This is a genomic window from Agrobacterium sp. 22-214-1, assembly GCF_053522465.1.
In genome coordinates, this window is the sequence record NZ_JBNWCK010000006.1 from 157,677 (window position 1) to 184,665 (window position 26,989).

21 protein-coding genes are annotated in these 26,989 nt (G+C 59.9%); 12 read left to right on the plus strand and 9 right to left on the minus strand.

What is annotated here, in order from left to right:
- Window positions 1-4: 4 nt before the first annotated feature.
- The 7 genes from tssF to tssA all read right to left on the minus strand — a co-directional run bounded on the left by tssF (window position 5) and on the right by tssA (window position 7,765).
- Entirely contained in the window at window positions 5-1,786 is a 1,782-nt protein-coding gene (gene tssF / locus ACQZ5G_RS20205) for a type VI secretion system baseplate subunit TssF (protein WP_448738672.1), read from the minus strand.
- Entirely contained in the window at window positions 1,779-2,288 is a 510-nt protein-coding gene (tssE, locus tag ACQZ5G_RS20210) for a type VI secretion system baseplate subunit TssE (RefSeq protein WP_448738671.1), read from the minus strand. Before tssE ends, tssF begins: the two co-directional genes overlap by 8 nt.
- Window positions 2,281-3,105: a type VI secretion system accessory protein TagJ gene (locus tag ACQZ5G_RS20215; protein WP_448738670.1), complete on the minus strand. Its 825-nt coding sequence runs from the start codon at window positions 3,103-3,105 to the stop codon at window positions 2,281-2,283. Before ACQZ5G_RS20215 ends, tssE begins: the two co-directional genes overlap by 8 nt.
- Window positions 3,102-4,496: a type VI secretion system contractile sheath large subunit gene (tssC, locus tag ACQZ5G_RS20220; protein WP_448738669.1), complete on the minus strand. Its 1,395-nt coding sequence runs from the start codon at window positions 4,494-4,496 to the stop codon at window positions 3,102-3,104. The genes ACQZ5G_RS20215 and tssC (ACQZ5G_RS20220) overlap by 4 nt, the downstream gene beginning before the upstream one ends.
- A 55-nt stretch (window positions 4,497-4,551) precedes the next feature.
- Window positions 4,552-6,033: a type VI secretion system contractile sheath large subunit gene (tssC, locus tag ACQZ5G_RS20225; RefSeq protein WP_059761077.1), complete on the minus strand. Its 1,482-nt coding sequence runs from the start codon at window positions 6,031-6,033 to the stop codon at window positions 4,552-4,554.
- Window positions 6,034-6,132: 99 nt separating this feature from the next.
- The gene (gene tssB, locus ACQZ5G_RS20230) at window positions 6,133-6,642 is read right to left on the minus strand and encodes a type VI secretion system contractile sheath small subunit (protein WP_035263819.1); all 510 of its coding nucleotides are present in this window, start codon (window positions 6,640-6,642) and stop codon (window positions 6,133-6,135) included.
- A 67-nt stretch (window positions 6,643-6,709) separates the two neighbouring features.
- Window positions 6,710-7,765: a type VI secretion system protein TssA gene (gene tssA, locus ACQZ5G_RS20235; protein WP_448738668.1), complete on the minus strand. Its 1,056-nt coding sequence runs from the start codon at window positions 7,763-7,765 to the stop codon at window positions 6,710-6,712.
- A 220-nt stretch (window positions 7,766-7,985) separates the two neighbouring features.
- Here tssA and tssH point away from each other — a divergent pair, with 220 nt between their 5' ends.
- The 8 genes from tssH to ACQZ5G_RS20275 all read left to right on the plus strand — a co-directional run bounded on the left by tssH (window position 7,986) and on the right by ACQZ5G_RS20275 (window position 18,254).
- Window positions 7,986-10,640, plus strand: coding sequence for a type VI secretion system ATPase TssH (gene tssH, locus ACQZ5G_RS20240; protein WP_448738667.1), 2,655 nt, complete (start codon window positions 7,986-7,988; stop codon window positions 10,638-10,640).
- A gap of 57 nt (window positions 10,641-10,697) precedes the next feature.
- The gene (locus ACQZ5G_RS20245) at window positions 10,698-11,174 is read left to right on the plus strand and encodes an Hcp family type VI secretion system effector (RefSeq protein WP_003504561.1); all 477 of its coding nucleotides are present in this window, start codon (window positions 10,698-10,700) and stop codon (window positions 11,172-11,174) included.
- Window positions 11,175-11,283: 109 nt separating this feature from the next.
- Entirely contained in the window at window positions 11,284-11,673 is a 390-nt protein-coding gene (locus ACQZ5G_RS20250; protein WP_059761069.1) for a Rap1a/Tai family immunity protein, read from the plus strand.
- A gap of 11 nt (window positions 11,674-11,684) precedes the next feature.
- Window positions 11,685-12,185: a type VI secretion system amidase effector protein Tae4 gene (locus ACQZ5G_RS20255; protein ID WP_059761067.1), complete on the plus strand. Its 501-nt coding sequence runs from the start codon at window positions 11,685-11,687 to the stop codon at window positions 12,183-12,185.
- A gap of 13 nt (window positions 12,186-12,198) precedes the next feature.
- Window positions 12,199-14,463, plus strand: coding sequence for a type VI secretion system tip protein TssI/VgrG (gene tssI, locus ACQZ5G_RS20260; RefSeq protein WP_448738666.1), 2,265 nt, complete (start codon window positions 12,199-12,201; stop codon window positions 14,461-14,463).
- 13 nt (window positions 14,464-14,476) lie between these two features.
- Window positions 14,477-15,592, plus strand: a complete 1,116-nt coding sequence (locus ACQZ5G_RS20265; RefSeq protein WP_448742677.1) for a DUF2169 family type VI secretion system accessory protein — start codon at window positions 14,477-14,479, stop codon at window positions 15,590-15,592.
- Window positions 15,589-17,157, plus strand: a complete 1,569-nt coding sequence (locus ACQZ5G_RS20270; protein ID WP_448738665.1) for a DUF4150 domain-containing protein — start codon at window positions 15,589-15,591, stop codon at window positions 17,155-17,157. The genes ACQZ5G_RS20265 and ACQZ5G_RS20270 overlap by 4 nt, the downstream gene beginning before the upstream one ends.
- Window positions 17,154-18,254 (plus strand): hypothetical protein, encoded by a 1,101-nt coding sequence (locus ACQZ5G_RS20275; protein WP_448738664.1) that lies wholly within the window; start codon window positions 17,154-17,156, stop codon window positions 18,252-18,254. Before ACQZ5G_RS20270 ends, ACQZ5G_RS20275 begins: the two co-directional genes overlap by 4 nt.
- Before the next feature lie 343 nt (window positions 18,255-18,597).
- Here ACQZ5G_RS20275 and ACQZ5G_RS20280 read toward each other — a convergent pair whose 3' ends face one another.
- Entirely contained in the window at window positions 18,598-20,583 is a 1,986-nt protein-coding gene (locus tag ACQZ5G_RS20280) for a putative bifunctional diguanylate cyclase/phosphodiesterase (protein ID WP_448738663.1), read from the minus strand.
- A gap of 341 nt (window positions 20,584-20,924) precedes the next feature.
- Here ACQZ5G_RS20280 and ACQZ5G_RS20285 point away from each other — a divergent pair, with 341 nt between their 5' ends.
- The 4 genes from ACQZ5G_RS20285 (at window position 20,925) to ACQZ5G_RS20300 (ending at window position 25,838) form a co-directional block, all read left to right on the plus strand.
- Window positions 20,925-21,764, plus strand: coding sequence for an inositol monophosphatase family protein (locus ACQZ5G_RS20285; protein ID WP_448738772.1), 840 nt, complete (start codon window positions 20,925-20,927; stop codon window positions 21,762-21,764).
- Between the two features lie 60 nt (window positions 21,765-21,824).
- On the plus strand, window positions 21,825-22,433 hold the full coding sequence (locus ACQZ5G_RS20290) for a dual specificity protein phosphatase family protein (protein ID WP_304983094.1): 609 nt from the start codon (window positions 21,825-21,827) through the stop codon (window positions 22,431-22,433).
- A complete protein-coding gene (locus ACQZ5G_RS20295) occupies window positions 22,427-24,112 on the plus strand; it encodes a metallophosphoesterase family protein (RefSeq protein WP_448738662.1) in 1,686 nt (561 codons plus the stop codon). The genes ACQZ5G_RS20290 and ACQZ5G_RS20295 overlap by 7 nt, the downstream gene beginning before the upstream one ends.
- A gap of 82 nt (window positions 24,113-24,194) precedes the next feature.
- Window positions 24,195-25,838, plus strand: a complete 1,644-nt coding sequence (locus tag ACQZ5G_RS20300; protein WP_448738661.1) for a Na/Pi cotransporter family protein — start codon at window positions 24,195-24,197, stop codon at window positions 25,836-25,838.
- Window positions 25,839-25,886: 48 nt separating this feature from the next.
- On the opposite strand, the gene ACQZ5G_RS20305 is transcribed toward ACQZ5G_RS20300, so the two are convergent.
- On the minus strand, window positions 25,887-26,873 hold the full coding sequence (locus tag ACQZ5G_RS20305; RefSeq protein ID WP_448738660.1) for a LacI family DNA-binding transcriptional regulator: 987 nt from the start codon (window positions 26,871-26,873) through the stop codon (window positions 25,887-25,889).
- Window positions 26,874-26,989: the final 116 nt, after the last annotated feature.

Consider the following 26,989-nt stretch of genomic DNA (forward strand, 5'->3'; position numbering starts at 1 on the left):
TCTCCTAGAGCAGCGGCCGGTCTGCCGCGCGGGCTGGCCAGCGGGCGATCGGTTTGGAGTGGCCGCGCATCGTCGCCGTCAGCCGTGTGAAGCTGTTGATCGAGGTGTAGAGCCCGAAGAAATGATTGAGGACATTGGCGAAAACAAATGCGGCAGGCCGCGCGATCAGCGCGGGATCGAACTCCACGGTGATGTCCGTTCCCGGCACCATCGCCGAGCCGATCCGGGCATGGGAATTCTGCGCCTCGACATTGCTGATCGCCTCCACGAGCTGCCGGGTTTCCGGGCTGTCCCTGAAGGAATAGAGCGAGAGAATGTCCTTCAGCGGCGCGCCGCCGCTGTCGGTGAGGGAGAGATGGTTGAGGAGGAGATGCGAGATCAGCCGCCATTCACGCGCGGAGCGTTCGTTGACGCGGATCGCCGCCGTCGGCGGCATCAACGCATGGATGGATTTCACCGCCTCGTTGCCGGTCGAAAGCTGCAGGAAGGGGTGGCCGCCGCCAAAGGGGAGCTGGCTTGGCAACTCGCGATTGATGCACAGCGTATCGATGCTCGCCACCATGTCGAGCGGTCCCAGCGGTCCGCGCTTCTGATCCACGAAGGCGATGTCCGTATCGGAAGAACCGTCGTCATCGAAACGGCGCTGTATCTGCCAGAAAACGTTTGCACCGTTGTTGCGCTGGGTGCGGCCGAAGAACGGGGAGGTCTTTTCCGTCTGTCCGGAACGGCTGGTCAGTTGAACATTCTCGACGGCATAGATTTCGCGGGTCCGCTGCCGCCGTGCATCCGGCAGCAGCCGGTATTCCGTGCACGTGCCATCGAGGCTGAGCGGTTCGCAGCTTTGTTTGAACAGGTTGATGACCGGCGAGGCGTTCAGCACGAAATCCCGGACCGACACCATGCGCTCAAGCTGCGTGTCCGCTGCATCCAGATAGATGTAAAGTTCGCAATCGCCGCCGCTCCATTTTTGTAGCCCGTCGATATCGAGAAAGAGAAATTTCTGCGGCAGCGCGAAGAATTCGGTGAGAAGCCGGTATCCGTCAAAACTGTTGGCCGGATAGGGCAACATGGCCTGATCGCGCGTATAACCCGATGGCGTGAGATTGCCGGCGGGCAGGAAGACGGCTTCCTTGTCCTCGGCGTGCCGCGCAAGCGCCATGCCCACGCAATGGTTGGTCAAAAGCTCGTAAAGCGCCGTGGCCTGCTGCCATGCGGCGGACAGAAAAATCTGAAGCTTCGTCAGGCCCATTTCCGGGAAGGTGCCGCCGCGCGGCGCCGTGCTGCGCAGCGAAAGCCGTAGGCAGCTGGCGGCGCCGGTAAACGAGGCCGAAAAAGGCGCGTCGATCGGCTGGCCGGAAAGCGTTGCAGCTGCGATTTGCAGCGGCGCGATTTCCACCGCCTGCGTGGTGCGAAAACGGCAGCTTTCACCACCCACCGGCTCGGCAAGGATTTCACTGTGCCGGGGAAGTGTCTGCACGGTTGCGAGCGCCGTGCTTGGGGTGAACTGAACCACGCTCATGGACGGGATCGGCGCAAGATAATGCGGGTAGAGCGTTTCCAAGAGGCTGTCGGACAGTTCGGGAAATTCGTCGTCCAGCTTCTGGCGCACACGGGCGGCGGAATAGGCGAAGCTCTGGATCAGCCGTTCGACATGCGGATCGTCGGCGACATCGCCCGTCATGCGCAGCCTGCCGGCGATCTTCGGAAACGCCGCCGCAAAACGCGATGCGCGTTTTCGGAGCGCGAAGAGTTCGTCATTGTATTTTTCGAGAAAGCCGTCAGCCATTCGTCGCCTCCACCAGGAAACGCTGCGTTGACGGATCGATCCGGGATTCGAAGCTGATCGGCGGCATGCCTTCCTGAAGGCGGAAGCTTGCCTGTATGCGCATGCGAAGCGCCCGGTCGCCATCCGTGCGGTTTTTCAGGATCGTCACATGCACATCGCCAAGGCGGGTTTCGAACAGGGAAATCCGCCGCTCGATGCTGCGTGCGAGCCGCGCCTTGGAGGCATCCGTTACCAGATTGGCCGAAAGAATGCCGTCCACGCCATAGCTCACCAACGCGTCGGTAAGCTCTTTCAGAGCTGCCGGCGGGCCGGCGGGGTTACGGCGGGTATTGAGCAATGCCTCGAGATCGCGGCGGATCACCTCGCGCATCTCGCGCGCCTGATCCTTCAGGCTGACGAGCATATCCGTTTCCGCATCCGGCGCGTCATCGAGCAGCCGGTCCAGAACGGAGCGCGACAGCGTTCTCTGCCGCGTGCGATATTGCTCGAGCGGATCAACCACGGGCGATCTGCCTTTCATCGTCGGAGGCGGCGGAAAGGGAACCGATCTCGTGGAACGGCACCACATCGTCGCCAATCAGCAGGCAGCGCTGGCCTTGCCCGGTTGCCAGAGGCTGGTCATCCTCGTTCCATCGGGTTTCCCGGCCGAGGAGGAGGCTGACATCGTCCTTGGCGCCGTGATAGATCGCCGGAAGCAGCACGGATGCGACCGCGCCGTCGCGTAACGTCAGCTCAGCCCCGCGGAAAGCGAGGTCGCGCGGGCGGCTCATGGGGTCGATGGCGAGGCTTTCTATGCGACCGTAATCGATCCAGAGGTAGCGGCCGCCATTGGTCAGCACCTCCAGCGCATGCGGAATCCGGTCGTCCAGATCGCGAATATCGCCGGCGCTCTTGCCGTTGCGGCCGATTGGTACATTGCCGCGTTTTTCATCGAGTTCAGCCAGTGCGGTTCTGGCGGCATCCGCGTCGCCGCTGCGTGCAGCGATATTCGCCCGGATGGCCAGCTGATCGAGTTCGGACGGACCGCCGGGGAAATCCGGCACCGCGCCGGTTTCGAACCACGCATTGCGTGCGGCCATGGCGCGCAGCTGATGGCGAAAGAGAGAAAAGCCGACGCTTTCCTGCGGCGAGAATGTTGCGGCCAGATTGCATTGCGCATCGGCCTTCTCATAGTCGCCGGCAAGGACCAGCAGGTCGATGTAGAAATGGCGGCCATCCTTGTCGGTTGGCTTCGTTTTGACGTGTTCGCGCGCAAGCCCGATCGCGTCCTGCAGCCGGTCATCGTCGAGAAGGCGGGAAATATCGTCGCGCAGCGTCATGCGGGTATCCTTTGCGGCTCGGCCTGAGACCGGGATGCGGCGGCGGGCGGCATCATGGTTTCGGCAATGAGGTGGAAGCTCGTGGAGACGTCATCGAGCTGGAAATGCGGCTGAAGGCGCACGGTGCAGGAGAATGTTCCGGGCTTGCCGGGAACCTCGAAGACGTTGATCCCGGCGGAGCGCAGCGGGTAGCGCGTGCGCAGCGCCGCTTCGGCATCGTCATTGCCGAGCGTGTAGGAGGAAAGCCAGCCTTCCAGCTTGCGCTCTATCGTCGAGGCATCGCTCAGCTGGCCAATATCGTCGCGCATGATGACCTTGAGGTAATGCGAGAACCGGGAGGCGCACAGCACATATTGCAGCATGGCCGCGAGGCGGGCGTTCTGTCTTGCCGCTTCGCTGGAATAATGGCCGGGTGCATGCAGGGACTGGTTGGCGTTGAAGATCGCCATGCCGGACAGATAGGTGGTGGAGACGGGCACGATGCCGAGATCGGAAAATTGCTGTTCCTGTCCGGTCGTCAGATGCGCCTCGACGGGCGGCTGTGCGGAAAGGCCGTTGCTTTCGATGCCGAGATCGAGCGGCGGCAATTGCCGGGAAGAGAGCATGCCGCCATCCACCGCGTCCTGCGTCACACCGCGCAGATCCGCAAACCAGCCGGAATCGACGAAATTGCGCACCACCACCGTTGCAAAGGCGAAGGCGGCATTGCCCCACAGCAGGGTCTCGCCGCTTTCCGCCACATGCTCGCGGAATGGAAAGCCGTCATCGCGCGCCCGCACATAGGGCCTGTAGGGCGAGCGCAGCAAAACGCGCGGCGCGACAAGGCCGACAAAGCGGGAATCATCGCGTGCGCGAAGCGCATTCCACCGCAGCCGCGATTTATCCTGCTTCAGCGAGGAAAAATCGTGAACCCGGCTGAGTTCGGCGAAGTCCTGCAGGCCGACGGCGGAAGGTGCCGCCGCCGCGACGAAGGGGCAGAAGGCGGCCGCAGCCACCATGCCGATCTGCGACAGCGTCGTGATGGAATCGGCGCCCTGAAGATCATCGGGGGAAAAGGCGTAGTCGCCGATCAACAGGCCGACCGGCTCGCCGCCCGGCATGCCGAATTCGCGATTATAGACGACTTCGAAAAGATGGCTCTGGTCGAAGTCGGTGGCGCGTTCCGTGTTGCGGGCAAGATCGCGCCAGCTGGCATTCAGCAGCTTCACCTTGACGTCGGCGCCGCGACCAGCCTCGCGAACGACCATGGCAAGCCCGCGCCATCTCGCTTCCATCGCTTGAAAATCAGGGTGATGGAGAATGGCGTTCACCTGGCCGGTCAGCGCATCGTCGATGAGGGCGATGAGCTGGTCGGCGAAAATGCGGGCGTCCGGAAAGGACTGATGCGCCATGAGCGGGCTCCGGGTGACGAACGGGGCCGGGGTGGCGGACCACCCCGGTCCGGGTTCAGTTCTTGGACGGAATACGGGCGACCATGCGCAGCGAGGTCGTCAGTTCTTCCATCTGCAACCAGGGCCGCATCCATGCGACCGCATTATAGGCGCCGGGTTTGCCCGGCACTTCCTGGACGGTCACCTTGGCGTCGCGCAGCGGATATTTCGCCCGGCTTTCCTCGCCCGCCTCGTCATTGGCGTTGACGTAGTTGGCGATCCAGCGGTTGAGCCAGACTTCGCAATCGGACGCCTCCATGAAGGAGCCGATCTTGTCGCGGCCCATCACCTTGAGGTAATGCGCGAAGCGCGACGTGGCCATGATATAGGGCAGGCGGGCCGAAACGGCGGCGTTGGCCGTTGCTTCCGGCTTGTCGTAAAGCTTCGGCTTGTGCGCGGTCTGGGCACCGAAGAACACCGCATAATCCGTGTTCTTGTAGTGGCAGAGCGGCAGGAAGCCGAGCTTGCCCAGTTCGGCGTCGCGGCGGTCGGTAATGCCCACTTCCGTCGGGCATTTCAGATCGAGATCGCCGTCATCGCTGGAGAAGACGTGCATGGGCAGATTTTCCACCCGGCCGCCATTTTCCGCACCGCGGATCGCCGTGCACCAGCCGCTCTTTGCAAAAGCGTCGGTCAGCTTCGTTCCCATGACATAGGCGGCGTTCATCCAGCAATATTCGTCATGCTGCAGGTCGCCATTCACCGCACCCCTGGTTTCGTCATAGGCGAAATCGTCAATCGGGTTGGTTTTCGGGCCATAGGGCATGCGCGCCAGAACGCGCGGCAAAGCGAGCGTGACGAAACGGGAATCGTCGCTTTCGCGGAAGCTGCGCCACTTGGCGTATTCGACCGTATCGAAGATCTTCTCGAGATCGCGCGGACGGGCGAGATCGCGATAGTCCTCGAAGCCGAACATCTGCGGGCTTGCCGCCGAGATGAACGGCGCGAAAGCCGCCGCCGCAATCGATGAGACGCCCTGCAGCAGCTGCACGTCATCGAAGGAATTGTCGAATTCGTAATCGCCGATGATCGCGCCGAGCGGTTCGCCGCCGGGTGTGCCGAATTCGTCTTCGTAGATCGCCTTGAAGAGGCGCGACTGATCGAATTCCACGGCCTTTTCCAGATCGCGCGCCAGTTCCCGCTTGCCGGCATTCATGACGCGGATCTTCAGGTTGACGCTCGTTTCGGAATTCTTGACGAGATAGTTGAGCCCGCGCCAGGTGCCTTCGAGCTTGGCGAATTCCGGCGCCTGCATGATGGCGGCGAGCTGTTCGGAAATCGTCCGGTCCAGTTCGGCAATGGCGTGGTTGAGGGTGACGGTGAGGTTGCGGTCGTATTTGACCGTTCCCTTCAGCGCCTGGTCTGTCAGCGTGCGCAGAAGATTTTGCGCGCGGTCCGGTTCGGTCTGACGGGTTGCGGCAACCACCTTGGACAGCAGTCCCTGATCTTCGGCGGTCGTTGCCTGTGCTTCGTTTTTCAGCAGGCTTTCAGCGCTCATGTTTCAGTCCTTCCACATGCGGCTTTGAAAAAATGCCGCTTGAACAGTTGAAGCCCCGCAATCGGGGCCGTTCGGGGAGGTTTTCCTCCGCACAGGCGATTATTTGCTCGCGCCGTTCTTTTCCTTGAGTTCGGAAACCAGCGTTGCGAGATCGGTCTTGTTCTGCAGAATATCTTCCAGCATCCGTTCCAGATCTTCCGAACGGTCGGCCTTGGAAAGCAGGTCGCGCAGCTCGTTGCGGGCGTCCAGAAGCGCCTTGAGGGCAGGAACCTGCTGCACGACGGCGCCGGGTTCGAAATCGTCCATGCTTTCGAACTTCAGGTTGACCTGCATGTCCGTGCCGTCTTTCTGCAGCGTGTTGGCAACGGCAATGTTGAGGCCAGGCGTCATGCGACGCATCACCTCATCGAAATTGTCGCGGTCGATCTGAACGAACTTGCGCTCGCCGAACGGCTTCAGCGGCTGGGTCGGATTGCCCGAGAAATCGCCGAGAACGCCGACGACGAAGGGCAGCTCCTTGACCACCATCGCGCCTTCGGTTTCGACTTCGTATTTGATGTGGACGCGGGGCTTGCGAACCCGTTCCAGCTTTTCGTGTACACTTGCCATTTCAACCTCCTTGATGCCCCTTGGCATGGCTGACTGTGAGGGGACGGGGTTTCCGTCCCTTGCCTCGTTATTTTCCGTTGTTGTCTCCGTCGGGTTTGATCCCGGCGGCCGTCAGAACTGCATTGCGGGCCTGTGCTTCGGGCAAAAGCTCCGCCAGCAGTTCGGAAAAATCCATGCGCCCCCTGCGAACCAGCGTTTCGATGGAGAGCGAGATCGGCGAATGCGGTTCGGTTCGGCGAAAGTAACGCGCAACCGAAAGAAGAGTTTCAAACGCTTCATCGCGTGAAGATATGCCCTCCGGTGACGTCGCGGCTGTTCGTGCCGCCGGTTGTCCGTTGTCGTTGGTTCCAGGAATCGCGGCTGCCGCCTGCTCGACCGGGGCTGGCTCCTGCTCGCGCCCGCCCAGCGTGCGAATGGCCGCAGCAGCTTCGATGAGCGTGTTGCGGATGTTGGAGCTGGGGGGTGCGGACTGGCCGCAGCGTTCGGAAAGAACCGCCATGATGGCGTCGAAGCTGGAGAGGCAGGCGTTGACCTCGGCCAGATGGGAAGACATGGCGGCAACGCCTGCTTCCGACGCCAGCCGATACAGTTCTTCGCGCCGTTTGCTCTCGTTGGGCCGCTGCGCCAGCTGGAAATCCCAGAGGCTGTGCTCTCCAAATTTCCCTCCGGGGATCAGCGGCGCAAGCCGGAGCGGCTGCACAAGCGTTCCCTCGGTGCCGATGCCGTTCAATCCCGCAAAAGGTGCAAATTTTTCCTCATCATTATCGTCGCTGATAGAGCGCAATGAGTCCCAGTGGTTGTAAAAAAGATCGCCGCAAAGCTCATAGATTTCTCGCAGTCCAGGAAAGCCGCGCAGCCGCAGGCTTGCTTCGGCAAGCCACGCCAATATTTCTATGTCCTTGCTTTCGGAATATATAATCTGCAATCCAAGATTGCTGACACTGTCCCAGCTACTGGAGATCTTTAAGTTATCCTGTGGGGACGCGGCACGCTCTTCTGTGCGTGCCTGGTTTCTTTCATCCTTAATTCTATAGTATATTTCACGCGTTCTTGAATCGTTGCGGATGTTTTCTCCGCAATCTCCAAAAAATTCTATATCTCTTTTAACATGCGGCGCGTTCAAGAGCAGTCTATCCCCAGAAAATAGTAATGGATTTTTTGCAGTTACTTCCCTTACGTAAGGCTATTCCTCAGACAGACTTATTCAAAATATGTCTAAATTGTGGCGTCTACTGCCTAATCTAACCCGATAAAAAATAAACTTCGGGGTGGACAACCCGGTTTCATCATCATAGTTATTCCACGTCACGTTGTGGAATGAACCCGGGCAGGAGGCTCATTGCATGTCGCATATCGATCTCAATCGCCTCGTTGAAGCGCTTGAGCCTGACCTGCGCGTCACGCTTGAAGCAGCGGCTTCCGTTGCGGTGCGTATGGGGCACAGGTACGTGGATATCCCGCATTGGCTGCTGGCGGTTGTAGATGCCGGTATCTATGCGAAAACATTCGAGGAATTAAAAATTCCACTTCCGGTATTGCAGGCGGAAATCGGCCGCAGCCTGGAAGAGGCCGTTATCGGCGATGGAGAGGCTTTGTCGCTCTCCCAGAACATTCTGACGGCGGGTCGCGAGGCATGGGTTCTCGCGTCGCTGGAGGCCGGGCGCGACCGCGTGACGCTTTGCGATCTGCTTCTGGCGATGGACGAGGAAACCTCGCTCCGCTCTTTCGTCCGCTCGGCATTTCCGTCGCTGAAGGCGATGGATCGCGCGGCTCTCGAACGCCTTCGCAGTTCGGTTGAAGACAGCAGCGGAAGAGAGGTTCCTTCCGCGACGGCGGGTACCGCGCCGGCCGCCGGCCAGAACGATTTTCTGCGCCTTTACACCCAGGACATGACCGCCGACGCCCGGAACGGCAAGGTCGATCCGGTGATCGGGCGCGATGATGAACTGCGCCAACTCGTTGATATTCTTACGCGCCGTCGTCAGAACAATCCCATTCTGGTGGGTGAGGCCGGTGTCGGCAAAACGGCGGTCGCCGAAGCGCTGGCGCTGGAAATCGCTTCCGGAAATGTGCCGGAAAAATTGCGCAACGTCCGCTTGCTGAACCTCGATATTTCGCTGCTGCAGGCCGGTGCCGGCGTGAAGGGCGAATTTGAGCGTCGTCTTCATGGCGTGATCGATGCGGTAAAACGCTCGGCCGAGCCGGTCATCCTGTTCATCGACGAGGCGCATGGCCTTGTCGGCGCCGGCGGTGCAGCCGGACAGGGCGATGCGGCCAATATTCTCAAGCCCGCTTTGGCGCGCGGCGAAGTGCGCACCGTCGCGGCCACGACCTGGAGCGAATACAAGAAATATTTCGAAAAGGATGCGGCGCTGACGCGTCGTTTCCAGCCCGTGCATGTGCGCGAGCCGGACGAGACGACAGCGATCCGCATGTTGCGCGGTGTCGCCGACAGCTTCGTCAACCATCATAACGTTATCGTCCGTGACGAGGCGATTGTGGCGGCGGTGCAATTATCGGCGCGTTACATGCCGGCGCGGCAATTGCCGGACAAGGCCGTCAGCCTTCTCGATACGGCCGCGGCCGCCGTTTCGCTGGCGCGGCAGACCCTGCCGGAACGGCTGCGCGCCATGGAAAGTGAGCGGCGTCTTCTGACCGATGAGTTGAACTGGCTTCTGCGTGAACCGCAGGATGACGAGATGCAAAGCCGTATCCAATCGATACGCGACGAAGCCGAGAAGCTGGAGAGCGGGATCGACGATCTGCGCGGCCGTTACGATGCGGAAATGGCTGAACTCAGCGAAGAGCAGCCCGTTGAAACCGGCGCGTCGAATGTGTCGCGCCTGCGGCCTGCGGCTGAGACCAAACCGGCAAATGCCGAAAGACTCGTGCCGACGGTGGTCGATCGTGAAGCGATTGCATCCGTCGTATCGCGCTGGACCGGTATTCCGCTCGGTAAACTTCTGACCGACCAGATCGAGAGCGCGCGCACATTGGATGCGCGCATGCGCCAGCGGGTCGTGGGGCAGGATGCTGCAATTACCCGCATTGCCGATGCCATGCGCACCGCCCGTGCCGGATTGTCCGATCCGCGTCGCCCGCCCGCCGTGTTCTTCCTCGTCGGCATGTCCGGAACGGGCAAGACCGAGACGGCGCTGTCGCTGGCCGATCTGCTCTATGGCGGTAACAGCCATCTGACGACGATCAACATGTCGGAGTTCAAGGAGGAGCACAAGGTTTCGCTGCTTCTCGGTTCGCCGCCCGGTTATGTCGGTTTCGGCGAAGGCGGCGTGTTGACGGAAGCGGTGCGCCGCCGGCCGTTCGGCGTTCTCCTTCTCGATGAGATCGACAAGGCCCATCCTGGCGTCCAGGATATTTTCTATCAGGTGTTCGACAAGGGCGTCCTTCGCGATGGCGAAGGCCGCGACGTCGATTTCAAGAACACCACGATCTTCATGACGGCCAATACCGGTTCGGAACTGCTGGCCGCGCTCTCCGCCGATCCGGATACGATGCCGGAAGGCGAGGCGCTGGAAGCGCTGCTGATGCCGGAGCTGACCAGACAGTTCAAGCCCGCATTCCTCGGGCGCACGATCATTCTGCCCTTCATGCCGCTCGGTGCGGAAGAACTTGCAAGGATCGTGGATATGCAGATCGGCAAGATCAGGGAACGCGTGCTCGCAACATACGGCGCCGACCTGACCCTTTCCGATGCCGCGCGTGACGCGTTGGTGGCGCGCGCCGGTGCAAGTGAAATTGGCGCACGCGCCATCGAAATCATGATCGGCAAGGATCTCCTGCCGCCTCTTTCCAGCTTTTTCCTCGAAAAAGTCATCGCGGGAGAACGCGTGGGCAAGATCGTTGTCGATTTTGGTGAAAACAGGTTCGGCATTCGTGCCGAAGCGGCTGGGGAAACAGATGAATTCGCCGCGCCCGAAGAGGGTGGGGTGGATGAAGTTGCCGCGTCGGATGGGGCTACCCGACGCATGCGGCATTAAACGAAGGGTAACGCGGCCTCGAAGCAAGAGGTCATTTCAGCTACAGGAGCTTACAGCATGCCAATTTATCTGCAGATTGACGGTATCCAGGGCGACGCCACGCATGAGGAACACCGCAAGTGGATGGACATCGAAGCCATTCACTGGAACGTAGCGCGCAACATGAACACGTCTGCCGGTTCTGCTGCAAACCGCGAAGCATCCGAACCGACCATTTCGGAAGTCATTCTGACCAAGGTTAGCGATTCTTCTTCCACCAAGCTTTTCCAGGAAGCCTGCGCTGGCCGCACTGGCAAGCTCGCAACCATCCATCTGGTGACCACGGGCAATCCGGGCAACACCTATATCGAGTATCTGCTGACGAACACACTCATCGCCAGCTACTCGGTGGATTCCAGCGGTGACCGTCCGGTGGAAACCATCAAGCTCAACTTCACCAAGATGGAAGTGAAGTACACGCCGTTCGACGACAACAACTCGCCGCAGTCTCCGATGATCGCCTCTTACGATCTGGCGACGACGAAGGCCGCTTGATAGCGACGCGACCCGGTGCCGGTATTTGCCGGCACCGGAACGTTTTCATTGCAGTTTTGCAGCTCACGTCGTGATGTTTCTCATCCACGTTGGACGAGGCGGGTTTTTCATGCGCTCCCTATATGCGTTTTTTGTTTCCGTGCCGGTTGTTCTGGCTCTGTCCGGTCTTTCGCCGGCGGGTGCCGAGGAACGGACATGGATATTCTCCGGTGCCGAACTCAAGCAGGCCATCGAGGGCAAACTTGCCCCGGAAGTGTCTGATCCGGAAATGCGGCGGCTGGTTTCCGTCGCAAAATCGAGCGCCTATATCGCCGGTGTGGCCGATCTGACAAGCGGATCGGACTGGTGCGGTGCGGGTGCCGTGGCGCCCCATGAACTCACCGACCGGATCTACACCTATCTCGGCGATCTTCCTGCGGAAAAACTGGATGAACAGGCAGCCACTCTCGTGCGGGAGGCGCTCAAGGTCTCCTTTCCCTGTGAGCAGAAAAGTAACTAGTGGGACGAACCATGCGTGTTAACTTTGACACTCTCTATAAGAATTATCCGAGCAGCGACCCGTCGCATCCGAACTATCTCAGCCAGCGTGATCTGTTCACGGAAATCGGCTGGGACGATTTCATCGGCAATCCGAACTATCACAATACGTGCGCCATCCGCGTCAGCATCGCTTTCGTGAAGTCGGGCATCAACATCGTGCCCGCCTCGCACCGCATCCAGAAGGGCCCCTATGCCGGTAAGGGCATAGAGGTGAACATGCGCCGCCTTGCCAGCCTGATGAAGCGGACGAGCTATCTTGGCGAACCCGAACCTTTCACCCCCGCGACGGCGCGCAACGGCATCGGCGCCCGCAACGGTGTCGTGGCGTTCAACAATATCCCCGGCTACACCGGCGGCGGTCATATCGATCTTGTGCGGGGCGGCTCCGAAGCCACCCAATGCGCTTCGGCCTGCTACTACAATTCGGAAACGATCTGGTTCTGGCCCCTGCAGTCCAGCCGCGGGTCCTGATTAGGAGTATCCCATGAACGACCAGCCGTCTTTTTCCGATTTCGTTCAGGCGAGCCGCGTTCTGAAGGTGTCTTCGCCACTCGGCGAAGACCAGCTTCTGCCGGAGCGCCTGACGGTCGAGGAGGGCGTATCGCAGCTCTTCGACATTCGCCTGACCGTGCGGGCCAAGAAGGAAGCGGTCAAGCCCGAAGAACTGATCGGACGGCTGGTCGATATCTCCATCGAGATAAGCCAGGGCGACGGCCATGGCGGCGGTGTTCGCCGCCCCTTCAACGGCCTGGTGACGGAGCTGCATGAGGGCCCGCCGATCACACGCGGCATGCGCTCCTATGCGCTGACGATCCGCCCGCAAATGTGGCTGCTGTCGCGCCGGTCGGATTGCCGTATCTGGATGGACAAGACGGCGGTGGAGGTCGTCGAGACGCTGTTTTCCGAACACGGCATTCCCGCTCCCGACACGTCAGGCATCATTTCGCCGCCGCCTGCACAGCACTATAGTGTACAGTTTAACGAGACCGATCTCGATTATCTCACCCGCCGTTTCGAAGAGGACGGCCTGTTTTACTGGTTCAGCCATGAGGATGGTTCCCACAAGCTGCATGTGGCCGATAGCGCCAGCGGTTGGCTTGGGCCGTCGCCGGCCGCCCAGGGGGAGGGGACGGTGCGTCTGGCGCAGGGGTCTTCGGATCGCAACCACATTAACGACTGGGCGCGCCGCTTTTCCTATGTCTCGGGCCAGCGTGCGGGCGCCGACTGGAATTTCGAGACGCCGGGCATGGTGCCGGGCACGATGACGCCGTCGCTGGTGCAAATGCCGGATGCGACGAAGCGCGAGCTTTACGAATATCCGGCCCGCATCAAGACGGTGGAAGAGGCGGAGCGGGCGCAAAAACTGCGCACCCAGTCCATCGAAGCCGATCACGACCGGGTTTTCGGTTCGTCGACCTCGCGCATTCTGGAGGCCGGGCGCCGCTTCACGCCTTACGAGGTCGCCCATCCCGAACACGCCTATGAAGAGCATGTGATCATCAGGGCAAGCCACAGCATCGTCGACCTCTCCTACGAGACTAATGGCAACGAGCCGGAATATCGCAATCACTTCGAGGCAATCCCCGCCCGCGTGCCGCTGACGCCGCACCGGTCGACAAAACGCCCGCGCATCGAAGGCACGCAGGTGGCGATCGTCGCCGGCCCCGAGGGCGAGGAAATCCATCCTGACCAATATGGCCGCATCAAGCTGTGGTTCCCGTGGGACCGCAAGGCGAAGAAGGATGGCACGGATACGTGCTGGGTGCGGGTCAGCCAGGCATGGGGCGGCGGCACATGGGGTGCGCAGGTCATTCCGCGCATCGGCATGGAAGTCATGGTCGCGTTTGTCGATGGCGACCCGGATAAGCCGCTGGTCATCGGCGTGGTCAACAATCCGGCCAATTCCGTGCCTTATGACCTGCCGGCCAACAAGACACGCATGGTGCTGCGTTCCAACAGCCACAAGGGCGACGGTTTCAACGAAATCACCTTCGAGGATGAGGCCGGCAAGGAGAACCAGTTCTTCCACGCCCAGAAGGACCAGACGACGCGGGTTCTGAATGACCGGACCAAGCGCATCGACCGGCATGAGGTCGCCTCGGTCGGCGGCAACCGCGCGGTGGAAGTTTCCGGCAACCAGAAACACGAGATCGGCGGCTCGGTAAACACCGTCGTCGGCGGCACGGGACCGATGGCGATGATGGCCATGGCCGGCGTGCAGGCGCTCTCCGGTCAGACGGCGGGGCTGCTTTCGCAGGCCGCCCAGATCGCCGGCGGCGGTGGCCCGGGCGTTGCGGCCTTCGCCACCACGCTCGCCTCATCCGCACTCGGCTTCCTCGGCGCAGGCGGTCTTTCCTCGCGTGAGGGCGTCGTTTCCGGCCCGAGCCCGCGTGCAGATGCGGGTACGGCGCTTGCCGGCTCCGGCTCGGGCGTGGGTTCCGATGCTTCGGGATTGTTTCCGCTGCCGGGCATCATGAACACGATCGTCAGCACGTTCAAATCCGACAGCGTCGGGGTGGCGCGGGCTGAGCAGATCGGGGTCAGCAAGGTTACGAATGTCGGCCAGACGTCGCTGGAAAGCGTCGGAAAGTTCAAGAAGATTGCAGTCGGTGAAGAGTTCGTCATCGAATGCGGCGATTCCAAATTCATCATGAAGGCGAATGGCGAGGTCATCATTCTTGGCAAGACCTTCAACTTCGTGGCGACGGATCATTTTCAGCTTCGCGGCAAGCCGATCGATCTGAACTGACGGAGGCCGGGCCTTGGAACTTCAGAACCGCCTGCCGTTTCCCGCCATGGCTTTCCGTCAGTTCGATGCCGAAGGAGGGCTCGATTGTATCGTCTCCGTGCGTGCAACATTCATGCATGCCCAGGGCGGTTCTCTGGATATCGCAGCCGAGCAGGAAAGTTTTCAGTGGGAGGACGCCTATGAGGGCGATCCGCACCAGACCGTCCTCCTGCGCCAAAGCGATCTTACCCCGGACAAGCCCGGGACGGATATAACCTTTCTCGGGAATGCGTGGTCTGCGAGCGGCGAGCCGGAGAAATCCTGGCGTGCCTCCATCCGCGTTGGCGGAATTTTCAAGCAAATCGAGGTTTTCGGCAGACGCTTCTGGCAGCCTGTCGTTAAGGAGAAATGGGCAGGTTTTTCCGCCAGGGAAGCCAAACGTGTCATAGCGGATTGGAAACTGAGCGATCCTGAACCGGCTAGAAGCGTGGCCATATGCTGGCGCAACGCTTATGGCGGCGCGATCCCTGGCACAGGTGACGCCGGGACGGAAACACCGATTGACGTGGAGCGCCGAAACCCGCTTGGGTGCGGCATCGTCAATCTTGAGATGCCTGCCGACGCCGGGCCTGTTCCAGCTCCGCAGATCGCTACCGTCGGTGAGCATCCCGATTGGCGCAGCCCGCCGGAACCGCAAGGATTTGGGCTCGTTTCGCCATGGTGGCAGTTCCGTCAGCAATATTCCGGAACTTATGACGATGGTTGGCGGGAGGAGAGGCATCCCCTCTTGCCGCGTGATTTTGATCCACGCTTCTGGCAGGCCGCTCATCCTGATCTCATTGCGACGCCTCACCTCAAGGGTGACGAGAACTACGAGCTTGTTAACCTCAGTTCTGAGCATCCGGTCGCGAAAGGCTCGTTGCCTGGCCTTACCCTCGGTGTCCATTGCTCTCGCGAAGATCGCGATGAATGGCATGTGCTGAAGCTCGACGGCGTGCAATTCGACTGGCGCAATGACGGACGGGTGCTTCTGACCTGGCGCATCAGGTTTCCTCTTCCCGATGCCGGTGAAACAAAACTTACCCTGACGCGCGTTCGTCTGAAGTCGCCCGAAACCGAAGCGGCTCTGACCGAGAGGGAGACAGCATGAGTATCCCTGGCGACAACTATATCGGTGAACCGCAATATCCTGACACATGGGCCACGAAGACGCCGCGTGAGGGACTGCGCGACATCGACGAGGCGCGTATCGTCTCTTTGGCTCCGGATGTATGCCTGACACCCGTTGGCTCATCGGTGGTGCCCATTCCCTATCCGGTCGTGGATTTCTGCGGCCATGATAAAAACTACACGCCCTCCGTTCTCTTCACGGGCAAAAAGGCAATGGTGATGCGTTCGTGTACGACACATGTGCACGGCGACGCGCCGGGCAGCCGCAAGGGGGTAAAATCCGGCACGGTGGAAAGCATCTGCGAACCCATCGGGCACGCTGATCAGGTGCGTGCCGAAGGCTCGCATGTCATTCGCCACCTCGATCGTTTTTATATGAACAGCAGGAATACCCAGGGTGAGGCGATCTTCGTCCGCAGCACGCAGACCTATGATCCTCCCAAGGACGATGATCCGGTGCGGGGATCGCTCCGATGGCAGGACGGGTCGGACGAAGGCCGGGTTATGAGCGATGCGTCGCCCGAGCCGTTTAAAGAGGGCGAGAAATACGCTTATGCGGGATCGGCTGCCGCAGCGACGACTGGGGCTGCTCAAAACTCTGCGCAAGCACTTCGCGGGGGAATGCCCGCAACAAGGCCGACTGTCCCCCAGACTGTTCCTCGTGGTCCGGGAAGGGTGATAACCCCGGGACCTGCCCGAGCGCCTCAGTGGTATCGTACCCCGCCTCACAGGGTTGTGAGCGATCTTGCAAAAGTTGGCCGTCTCGCGAGGGTGGGCATTTGGGCCCGCCGCCTAAATGTCATCGGGATATTATCAAGCGTCCTTATCCCCGATAATGGTGCAAATCTGTCTGACGTCGTCCCACGGGACGATCAGGAGCGGCGGATCAAAGAAATGTTCGACGAGGGTGTCGACGCCGGACACGACAGCTGGGAGATGCGGGATTGGGCGATGGAGGAGCTCCGTCGACATCGGCAGCGAGTGCTTGAGGAACCAGAAACTCGACCGCAGGCATTACCCCAGAGCGAAACCGTACGTGTCTCCGATCGGGACGAATACCGCAAGAAGTGTCAGGTCGACCGTTACGGCAAGATGAAGAACGTCTGCGGTCAGTACGGCATGCAGGCTCACCATATAGTTCCGGACTGGACGCTTCGTTATGGTGCAAGAGAGGAGGCCGATAAGCGTATTCCGAATATGCCCAGCCTTAATGATGGTATGGCTATATGTGTTATCGGCAATGCCCGGGTAGAGCAAACCGAGCACTGGGGTGGTCATCTGGCGGACAAGGCGATCGAAAATGCCGGTAGAAATTCAACGCCACCTTTCACGGCACCCTTGCATAAAGTAGTTCAGGCGTCGGCCCAGGCTATGATAAGTGTGAGGCCCGATTGTGCAAAAGAGATTATGGCAGCCCTGACGACCCAATATACTGGAAAAAATCCCTTCCAGCTTTTACGAGCTAAACAATACCCTCCCCTTCCTGAAGAAACCATATCGGCTTTGAAGTCTGGAGCTGTTGAAGGAGCGACCAGAAAACCATGAAAACCAAGCTGCCTATCGATTTTACGAGAGCATATGCGAGGTCGGGCAAAACGCTCGCCGTTGTCGCAACGAGAGACAATGCTGAACCTTTCGATCCTGATGGCCGATTTTACCGGTATGATCGTGACGACGTGCCGCCGCAGGACTGGACGTATTCCGACTTCGGTTTCCATATTCAAAGCATGACTGTGTATCATAGCGCTGAGCATGCTACGCCAGATGGTTATTTCGTTTTGCTGTCGTCGGAGGGTGACGTTTATCACACCTACTGGAAGGAGAATTTTCAAGAGAAAATTCAGGGAGCCGGTAGTTGGAGTGAAGATTCGAAAGGCTATGGGCGTCTCACTCGCATCCGCGAGATCGGGCAACACCTATATGCCTGCGGAGAGGGGGGGCAAATCTATGTTCGCAAGGGAAGCAATGATTGGCGCCTCCTGACTGACAGATTGCTGCTGAACCCGAATGCGCAGGAAGAAGCAAAGCCTGAAAAAGAGCCGGAATTTCTTTCTCCGGAATGGCAGGAATGGGTCACTCGGTCGGCCCTCAATCCAGCCTCCCGCGATATACTGTTCTTTGACATAAACGGGTTGTCGGAAGAAGCCATCTATCTTTGCGGGGAGGAGGGGCCCGGTACCAAACCGGTCCTTTGTTTCTGGGATGGTCATGAGTTGCACGAACTGAAAATTCCAATTCCGGTAGCCGCTTTGACCGGAATTTACATCGAGAATCCTGACAGTGTCTGGATATGTGGGAGAGAAGGTGTCCTCATACACGGAAGTCACACACGGGGATTTTCGCCTGTCGCATTACGGCAGCAGCATAATCTCTTTCACATGATCACTCCGTATCGGGAAAAACTCGTCATGGCGGCGAGCGTTCGTCCCGGCGGTCTTTATGAGTATGATCCCAAGACAGGAAGTTTTGGCAGATTTGATCCTCCTCTTCCGCGCTTGAGCAATCGTGATGATAACGAATCTATGGACAATGGTCCGTTTTTTGCGCAGGTGACCGAAGACGTGCTTTGGGTCGTCGCATCGAAAGATGTTTTCCGCTTCGATGGTGCGGCTTGGGAGCGGATAGAACACCCAGATCTCTGAGTTGCGAGCTTCCGAAGGCTTCGAATGTTATTGGTGCGGCAGCTGAGGTAAGCATGCAGTTTGGACAAGATTAGTTTTCTGTCGGGTCTGCCTGAGGCCGCCTAAAATCGCAGCAACGTGGACCGGGAGGGAAATGGCATGAGCATTCCCCCTCCCCGACAACTACAGCGGTGAACCACAATACCGAGACACATGGGTCACCGGGACGCTGCAATAGGGCTGCATCTCCTTTATGAGGCACGTATCATCTCTTTGGCGCTTGATGTATCCCTGACTCAGGTTGGCTCATCGGTGATGCCTATTCCGGCGCTGGGGAAGTTTTACTCGGAGAGGGCATCGGAGCTTACCGCCAAGCCTTGTTTGGATTTTTGAGAGCTATGGATTTGGTGCGATGTTTGGGACTCGCCTGGCCCGAAAGAAACGCACCGACATCCTCTTCCCGAAGAGGCGGCGCATAGATATAGCCCTGCACCAGCGTGGCGCCGAGGCCTTCGAGTGCGGTGAGCTCGGCTGGTGTTTCCACCCCTTCCACCACGCATTCCAGTCCCATGTCGCGGCTGAGGGTGAGAAGGGATTTTACGATTTTGTAGCTGGCCGGTTTTTCGTGCAGATCCGTGACGAAGCTGCGGTCGATCTTGATCTTGGTCAGCGGCAATGCATGCAGTCGCGTCAGGCTGGAATAGCCGGTGCCGAAATCGTCCAGCGATATGCCGCAGCCGAGACGGCGCAGCATTTCGACCGATTGCCTCACCTGTTCGAAATCATGGGCAAAAGCCGTCTCGGTAATTTCAAGGTCCAGCCGTCGTGCATCGAAGCTGCTGTTTTCGATGATGCCGAGCAGGGAAAGCACGCCCTCATGGGAATTGAGGTCCTGGGCCGAAAGGTTGAACGACAGGCGCAGGGAGGGTTCCCATTTGGCGGCGGAGGCGAGCGCCATCTTGAGAAGCGGCCGCGTCAGCGAACCGACGATACCGGCTCGCTCGGCGATGGGGAAGAACTGGCAAGGCGGCACATGCCCGAGAACCGGGCTGTGCCAGCGCGCCAGCGCTTCGAACCCTGCCGTCCTTCCGTCGCGTATATCGACAATCGGCTGGAACACGACCGAAAGCTCGTTTTCCATATCCCGCTGCTTGAGCAGGTGCTCGACGCGGGCTTCGATATTGATCTGCTTTTCGTGCTCCGCATCGAACAGAACGGCATCGCCACGCCGGGTTTTCTTGGCGTGGTAAAGGGCATAATCCGCCCTGTCGAAAAGCTGTTCAAGCGTGGAGGCGAGGTTCGGAAACACGGCAATTCCCATGGAAGCGGAAACATGCACGGTGCCTTCCGGCATATGGTAAGGCGCCCTCAACTGCTCGGAGATCGCATTGGCATTTGCGACGAGTTGCGCGTCATCCGGTATGATCGGGGCGACGATGGCGAATTCGTCACCGCCCAGCCGAAAGGCCCTGCTGGCTTTCAGATTGGCGGTGAGGCGTTTGCTGACATTGACAAGCAGCCTGTCTCCCACGGAGTGTCCGTAAAGATCGTTGACGGGCTTGAACCCGTCCAGATCGATGACACCCAGCGCCAGCCGGGTTCCGTTGGCCCTGGCTTTTTCGAGCTCGGCCTCAAGATGGGCGAAAAAGGCGCGGCGGTTGGGCAGTTCCGTCAGGCTGTCGATATTGGCAAGCAGCAGGTTTTCGTTGCTGAGCGCTTCCGTGCGCTGTTGTGAAATGACCATGCGCTCGAAATTGCGGTAGTTGGTCAGCAGAATGGACATCATGCCGGTGCAGACCAGCAAAACGTTGATGGCGATGGCAACAAAGGTCGGTTGCTGCGACGCCAGAAAAAAGGCGATGAAGGCGCCATTGACGATGAGCGTCACCGTGAAGGCGGCCGAGCGCACATACATCAGACAGAAAATGCAGGAAATGACGGTAATCGCCATGTAGAAGGCGACGTGGGATTGCGTATAGGCATCCCCATAGGGCACCAGCAGGAAAGACCAGAGCGTGAATGCCATGGCGATGCCGGCAGCGAGGCGATTGGTGCGTCGAAGGGCTGCATGCGCCACCCGCGGTTCGGGATCCATGCCGCGCGTCCTCCACCAGAAGGCGACCCTGAGTGTGCAGCCGAGTGTGAAGAGGGCGGGAACTCCAACGGTGAGCCAAGGCGGCGCCAATCGCATATGCGTCACGGCAAGCGCCCATGTGCTTGAAAGCAGGATGAAATACATCATCGGCATCTGTCGGGTGAAAGCGCGGTACTGTGCTTTCAGCAGATCAGGATTGTCGGACCGGACGGACATGAAGTCCTGCAGTTTTTGTGTGGCGGTCAGTATTTTCATTCATGGCTCTTCAAGTACAGAACGTCATTTGTAACATAATTCCCGTTACATCATTGGAAATACACAGGGTTAACCGACAGACAACTGCATCAACCGCAAGATGCAGGCGCTTCGCTTCGCAACATTCCAATGTTTTCCTTATTAAACGTTTCCTACGAGGATATTGTTAGTGGTGAAGCAACCCTTTGCTTCATGCCATGAGTTGCGGCGAATCCATTGAATTGGCATGATCGGCCCGCCCGCTTCCAATGTTCATTAGCTCCCTTTCGATGCCCCTTGAAAATTTTGAACGCGCGTGCAATATGAACGCGTGTTCAAACTTTGAGAAATGGTTCTTGCGCATGGATTCGATCCACTATCCCGATACATTGGCGGCGCGTGCCGAATTGTGCCGCAGCGTTATTCTTTCCGCCGGGGAGCTGGTGCTGAAAGGTTTTCAGGGCGAGGCTACGCGCAGCTTTTCGATGAAGGGGCCGCAGGATTTTCTGACGGTGACGGATGCTGCCTCCGAAGCGCATATTCGCGGCGCGATCATGGCTGCTTTCCCGGAAGACAGTTTTTTCGGGGAAGAGGGCGGCGGCGAGATCGGTGAGCGCGTCTGGGTCGTGGATCCCATCGACGGCACCGCCAATTTTGCCCGTGGCATTCCGCATTTCTGCATCTCCATCGCCTATGTCGAAAACGGCCAGACCGAAATCGGGGCGATCTATAATCCCGCTCTTGGCGAGCTTTATTTCGCCCGCCGCGGCGAGGGAGCGACGCGCAACGGGCAACCGATCCGGACTGCGGAAACGGAGCGCTTCGATGCGGCTTCGATCGAGATGGGGTGGTCCACCCGTATCGCGAATGCGACCTATCTCGATGTCGTCAGGAACCTGCTCGATATGGGCGCCAATGTCCGCCGTGCCGGCTCCGGCGCGCTGGCGCTTGCCTATGTGGCTGATGGCCGTTCCGATGGCTATCTCGAATTGCACATGAATTCATGGGATTGTCTTGCGGGGCTGCTACTCGTCAGCGAAGCTGGCGGCGATGTGTGCCCTTTTCTGGAGATCGGCAGTCTTCGGGAGGGCGGGCCGGTGCTGGCCGCAGCAGCCGGTGTTGCCAAAGGCGTCAGCCAGGCATCGAATATAGCGCTGCCCGCGCGGCAGCTGTCGGATCGTCCGCGGGCGGTATCGGCGTGATTCATGGCGGAGGCCCTTTTGCAGAGGGGGGCTCGTGCTTCATGCATGTGGAGGAATGAAATGGATGGACCCGTTTATGCCCGGCCCGCAATCAGCCTGATTGCGGAAGGGCTCGGCCCGCACAATGCCGCGCTTTACATTGGCGGCAGCGATGGTGCGAGCGATCTCGGGCTCCTGCGCCGGCATGGCATCACCACCGTCGTCAATTGCGCCGTCAATCTGGATATCAATCTCGTGCAGGCGGTGGCGGAAAAGGGCGACAGGCGCGCCGTGGGTTATGGCGATATCCGTTATTACAAGCTCGGTCTTATCGATGGCGAGGGCAGCCCCGACACCATGATGCTGGGCGCCTATTACATTCTCGACGGCGCGCTTCGCCAGACCATGCCGAAGCGGGAAACCTATCCCTTTGCCGATGGCGGCAATGTGCTCGTCAATTGCCGCAGCGGCCGCAGCCGTTCCGTCTCACTGGTGGCGCTTTTCCTGCATAAGCAGCAGCCGGATCTCTATCCGACCCTCGACGATGCGCTGGCCGTGATCCGTACGAAACGGGAATTGCGGCCTGACGAATGGTTCGAGACGCCGAAACCCATGCTTTACGCCGCCGCCCGCCGTGCTTCCGACTGGATCGACATGGTCGAGGGCAGAAAGACCGCCCAACCATGCTGACACGCATGCTTCCCTCCGTTGCCGTCATCGCAGACGCGCATTTCCATGACACGGCAGCCGATTTCGGATTTCCCGGCATCGAAATCGATGGCCAGCGCATCACCATGCGCAGCTGGTCGGATACGCGTGAATCCACCCGGGTTTTCAACGAAAGCGCCGATGCATTGCATGCGGCGCTGGAAGAGGTGCGGCAGCGCGGCATTCGCCATGTGGTGCTGCTTGGCGACTATACCGATGATGGCCAGCGGGTGACGACTGAAACGCTGAAGAACATCCTGCAACGCCACAGCGACGCCCACGGCACGGCCTTCTACGCATTGCCCGGAAACCACGATATTTTCGGACCGCGCGGCCGGCACCATACCAAGGAGTTCTTGACGGAAAACGGCAAATGCCTTTCCGTTTCAAGCGATGCGCGGCGGGCCGGTGAGCGCGTCGTCGTTAGCGACGGGATGTATTGCGAAGGTTATCCCGTGGGCCTTGGCCCGATGGCGGCTTTCGGTTATTTCCGCCAGCCGGATTATCTGCATTGGGAAACACCCTTCGGTGTTTCCGATGCGCCGGAGGACCGGCTGTACGCGGTGCGCTCACCCGATGGGCGCAATGTCTACCGCCTGATGGATGCCTCCTATCTGGTCGAGCCGGAGCCGGGTCTGTGGCTACTGATGATCGACGCCAATATTTTCGAGCCGCTTGATGGTGAGTTCGAAGCGGGCGAGGAGGCGGCTTTTATCGACAGCACCTCCGGTGGCTGGAATGCGCTTTTGCGCTGCAAGCCCTTCCTCATCGACTGGATCGCTGATGTGCGCCGCAGGGCGGAGCTGCACGGCAAGACATTGCTCGGCTTTTCCCACTATCCGGCGCTCGATCCTTTCGATGGCGCAAGCGGTGCGGAAGGCACCCTGTTCGGTGAAACCAATGTCGTGCGCCGCACGCCGCGCAAGGCGGTGGAGGATGCGCTGTTACAGGCCGGGCTTGCCGTTCATTTCAGCGGGCACCTGCACGTAGAAGGCGTAACCCGGCGCGGGGAAGGCGAAAACTCGCTCACCAATATCGCCGTGCCGTCGCTCGTCGCCTTTCCGCCCGCCTTCAAGGTCGTCCACCCGTCGCGGCAGGCAATCCTTGTCGAGACGGTGGAGATGGCCGCGCTGCCGGTCAATGGCCGCATTTGCGATGGCTATGCAAAGGAAACCGCACTGGCAGGCGAGGCGAACGACCGGGCTTTTGCCGCCGGCAATTACGGTGAATTTCTGCTGGGCCACAAGCGGGCGCTGATCAGGCACCGTTATTTCCCCAGGGAATGGCCGGCCGAGGTCGTCACGGCAATCGCCGATAAAAGCGTTCGGGAGGTTCTCGATCTGCTTGGAGAAGAAGGCCTTTCCTCGTCTGATGCTGCTGTCCTGTCCTTGGACCTGCCGATATTCGAGCTGATTGCCGACTGGTATTGCCTGCGCCAGGGCGCAGGTCTGGCACTGCCGCATATCGCGCCGCAACGGCTTTCCCTTTATCGAACGCTGGCGGAGCGCTTCGGCCGGGAGCCGGATCGTCACAATGGTTCGGTCGAAAGCTTTCTCGAAATCTTCTTCGGAGCCCTCGGCCTGTTTCTCGAGCGTGCCGAAGGCAGCCCGCGCGATCTGGAGCTTGGGCTCGCACCGCCGCGTGAACGGGTTGCGGTTTGACCTGAGGTGTTTGCAACAAGCGTGGCCGCCATGCTGGGTCTGAGCCCGGACCGGCGGCGAGGATGACAAGCGGGGTGATCCGATGGAATCTGTCGTGGTCAGCATCAATCTGTTCGGCGCAGTGGCGCTGCTGCTTTTCGGCCTTGGGCAAATCAAGGACGGAATGTCGCGCGCCTTCGGCGCCCGGCTTCGCATCGGCCTTGCGGCCGGCACGCGGGGCGGGTTTCGTTCTTTCATCGCCGGTCTCGTGGCGACAATCGCCCTGCAGAGTTCGACCGCTACGGCCTTGATGGTCGCCTCCTTCGTCGAAAAGGACCTCATCGCGCCGGCCATGGCGCAGATCGTGCTGCTGGGGGCCAATGTCGGCACGGCGATGACCGCCTGGATTGTGGCGCTTGGGCTTGGCTGGCTGTCGCCGATGCTCATCCTTGCCGGTGTTGTCCTGTCACGCGGAAAATCGGTGCAACGGCAGGGAGCCGGTGCGGCGCTCGCCGGTGTCGGCCTGATGCTGCTTTCGCTGCATCTTCTTTCGGCTGCGACAGATCCCATAAGGCAATCGCCGGCGCTCGGTCTCTTCATCGGCATGCTCGGCAATGCCTGGCCGGTGGCGCTGATCTTCTCCGCCGTATTGGCCGCGCTCGCCTCCTCCAGTCTGGCGATTGTCGTTCTCATTCTGTCGCTTGCCGCAAGCGGCGGCGTTGAAACGAGCCTCGTGATCGTTCTGGTGCTCGGCGCCAATCTCGGCGGCGCGGTGCCGCCGGTGCTGGCGACGCTGAGAGCACCGGTTGCAGCGCGCCGGGTGGCCGTCGGCAACCTCATCGTCAGGGCAATCGGCTGTCTCGCGGCGCTGCCTCTTGCCGGATATGGCGCTGCGCTGCTGGAGATGTCGCCTTTCTCGCACGCCAATCTTGCGGTCGATGCGCATCTTTTCTTCAACCTGGCCGTCGCCGCCATCGCCTGGCCGCTCTCGCCGCTGTTGCTGCGGGTAACGACGGCGCTGTTTCCGGAAAAAGAGAAAAGCGAAAGCCATCGCAGCTATCTCGACAGCCACGATCTCGATCAGCCGGTTGCCGCCCTTGCCGGCGCGAGCCGCGAGGTCCTGCTGGTCGGCGATCTGATCGAGCGCATGCTGCGGCAGGCGGGCGAAGCCATGCGTGACAGCGACGTTGCGAAACTCAATGATATCAGCGCGCTGGAAGGCCGGGTCGACCGGCTACAGCACGACATAAAGGTCTATGTCTCGAAGGTGGGGCAGGACGGCTTGAGCGGGAAAGACCAGAGGCGTGCGATGGATATCGTCGAATATGCCATCAATCTCGAACATATCGGCGATATCATCGAGAAAGGCATCCGCCCGGAAATCGCCAAGAAGATCGATCTCGGACTGCGGTTTTCCGATGATGGCAAGAGCGAGCTTGAGCGTCTTTTTACTGTCACTCTCGACAATATCCGCATGGCGCAATCCGTCTTCGCAACCCGCAATGCCGCGCTTGCACGCCGGCTGGTGGAGGTGAAGGAAGATGTGCGGCGCCTCGAAAAGCAGTCGTCGGAGCGCCATCTCCAGCGCCTGCGCGACGGGCGGGCTGATAGCATTCAGACCAGCTCGGTGCATCTCGACATGTTGCGCGATCTGAAACGCATCAACGCCCATATTGCCGCCGTCGCCCATCCGATCCTCGATGAAAGCGGCCTTCTTATCGAAAGCCGCATCAAGCAGGTCGGTTAGGGGATATGGTAAAGCCGCGTGACGGCTTATGCCCGGAATGCATTTGCTCTAGCGCGCGGTGATACGCTCGACCATGGAAACGGGTACGACCTGAAGCCGGGTTTCCGGCTCATCGCTATCGAGCGCGGTTAAAACCTTCTCGGTCAATGCGTCGAAGGATTGGGCAACGGTGGTCAGCTGGTAGCTTTTCCAGCCCGCCTGCGGAATATCGTCGAAGCCGACAATCGAGATGTCTTCCGGCACCCGGCGGCCCATTTCCAGCCGCGCGGCGTCCATGAAACCGAGCGCCAGCAGATCGGTCACGCAGAAAGCGCCGTCTATCGTCTTGTCGGATAGCAACTCGCAGCCGGCCTGATAACCGCTGTCATAGCTCGTCGGCCCGCCGGACCATGGAATGACCTCGATGCCTTCGATGGTCATGCGCTGGGTAAAGGCGGCGGCGCGGCGCAACTGTGCCGGCGTCTGGCTGCCGCTGGAAATGACCGCGACCTTTTTGCATTTCGCTTCCACAAGCCGCATGGCGGCAAGATCGGCGCCGCGGGAATCGTCGCTCAGCACCATATTCGTATCGGTGCGATCAAGACGCTGATTGATGAGAATGAGCCGCACGCCATTGGCGATGCATTCATCGACGATCGAGGCCGGCGGTTCGCCGGAGAGCACGACGATGGCCTGCGCACGGAATTCGAAGAGAAGCTCGATCAGCGGCGCAATGTCCTTGCGGGCATCCGCCGCATTCAGCAGCAGGCATTGCAGGCCACGACGCAGAAGGCCGATGCTAAGGAGATCGAGCTGCTTTGAAATGAAGGGGGAGCCGAGGTTGGCGCCGACGACCCCGATGAGGTTGGAGCGGTCATTGTTGAGGCCCTGCGCCAGCCGGTTGACGCGGTAGCCGAGTTCCTGCGCGGCTTTCAGTACCTTGCGCCGGACGGTCTTCGATACGCTGCCGCCGGGTGTGAAGGTGCGCGAGACGGCGGAGCGCGAAACCCCGGCCTTTTTCGCCACTTCTTCGGCCGTCACGAACCCTCTCGCCATTCAACTCCCCCGTTGCGAAATCCTATGCCTGATATCACAGGCCATATGATGTCGGCTATTCCAATTGAAATTTTTCACCTGTGCTCGGCCACGCTGAGAAAAGGCCGCCCGCATTC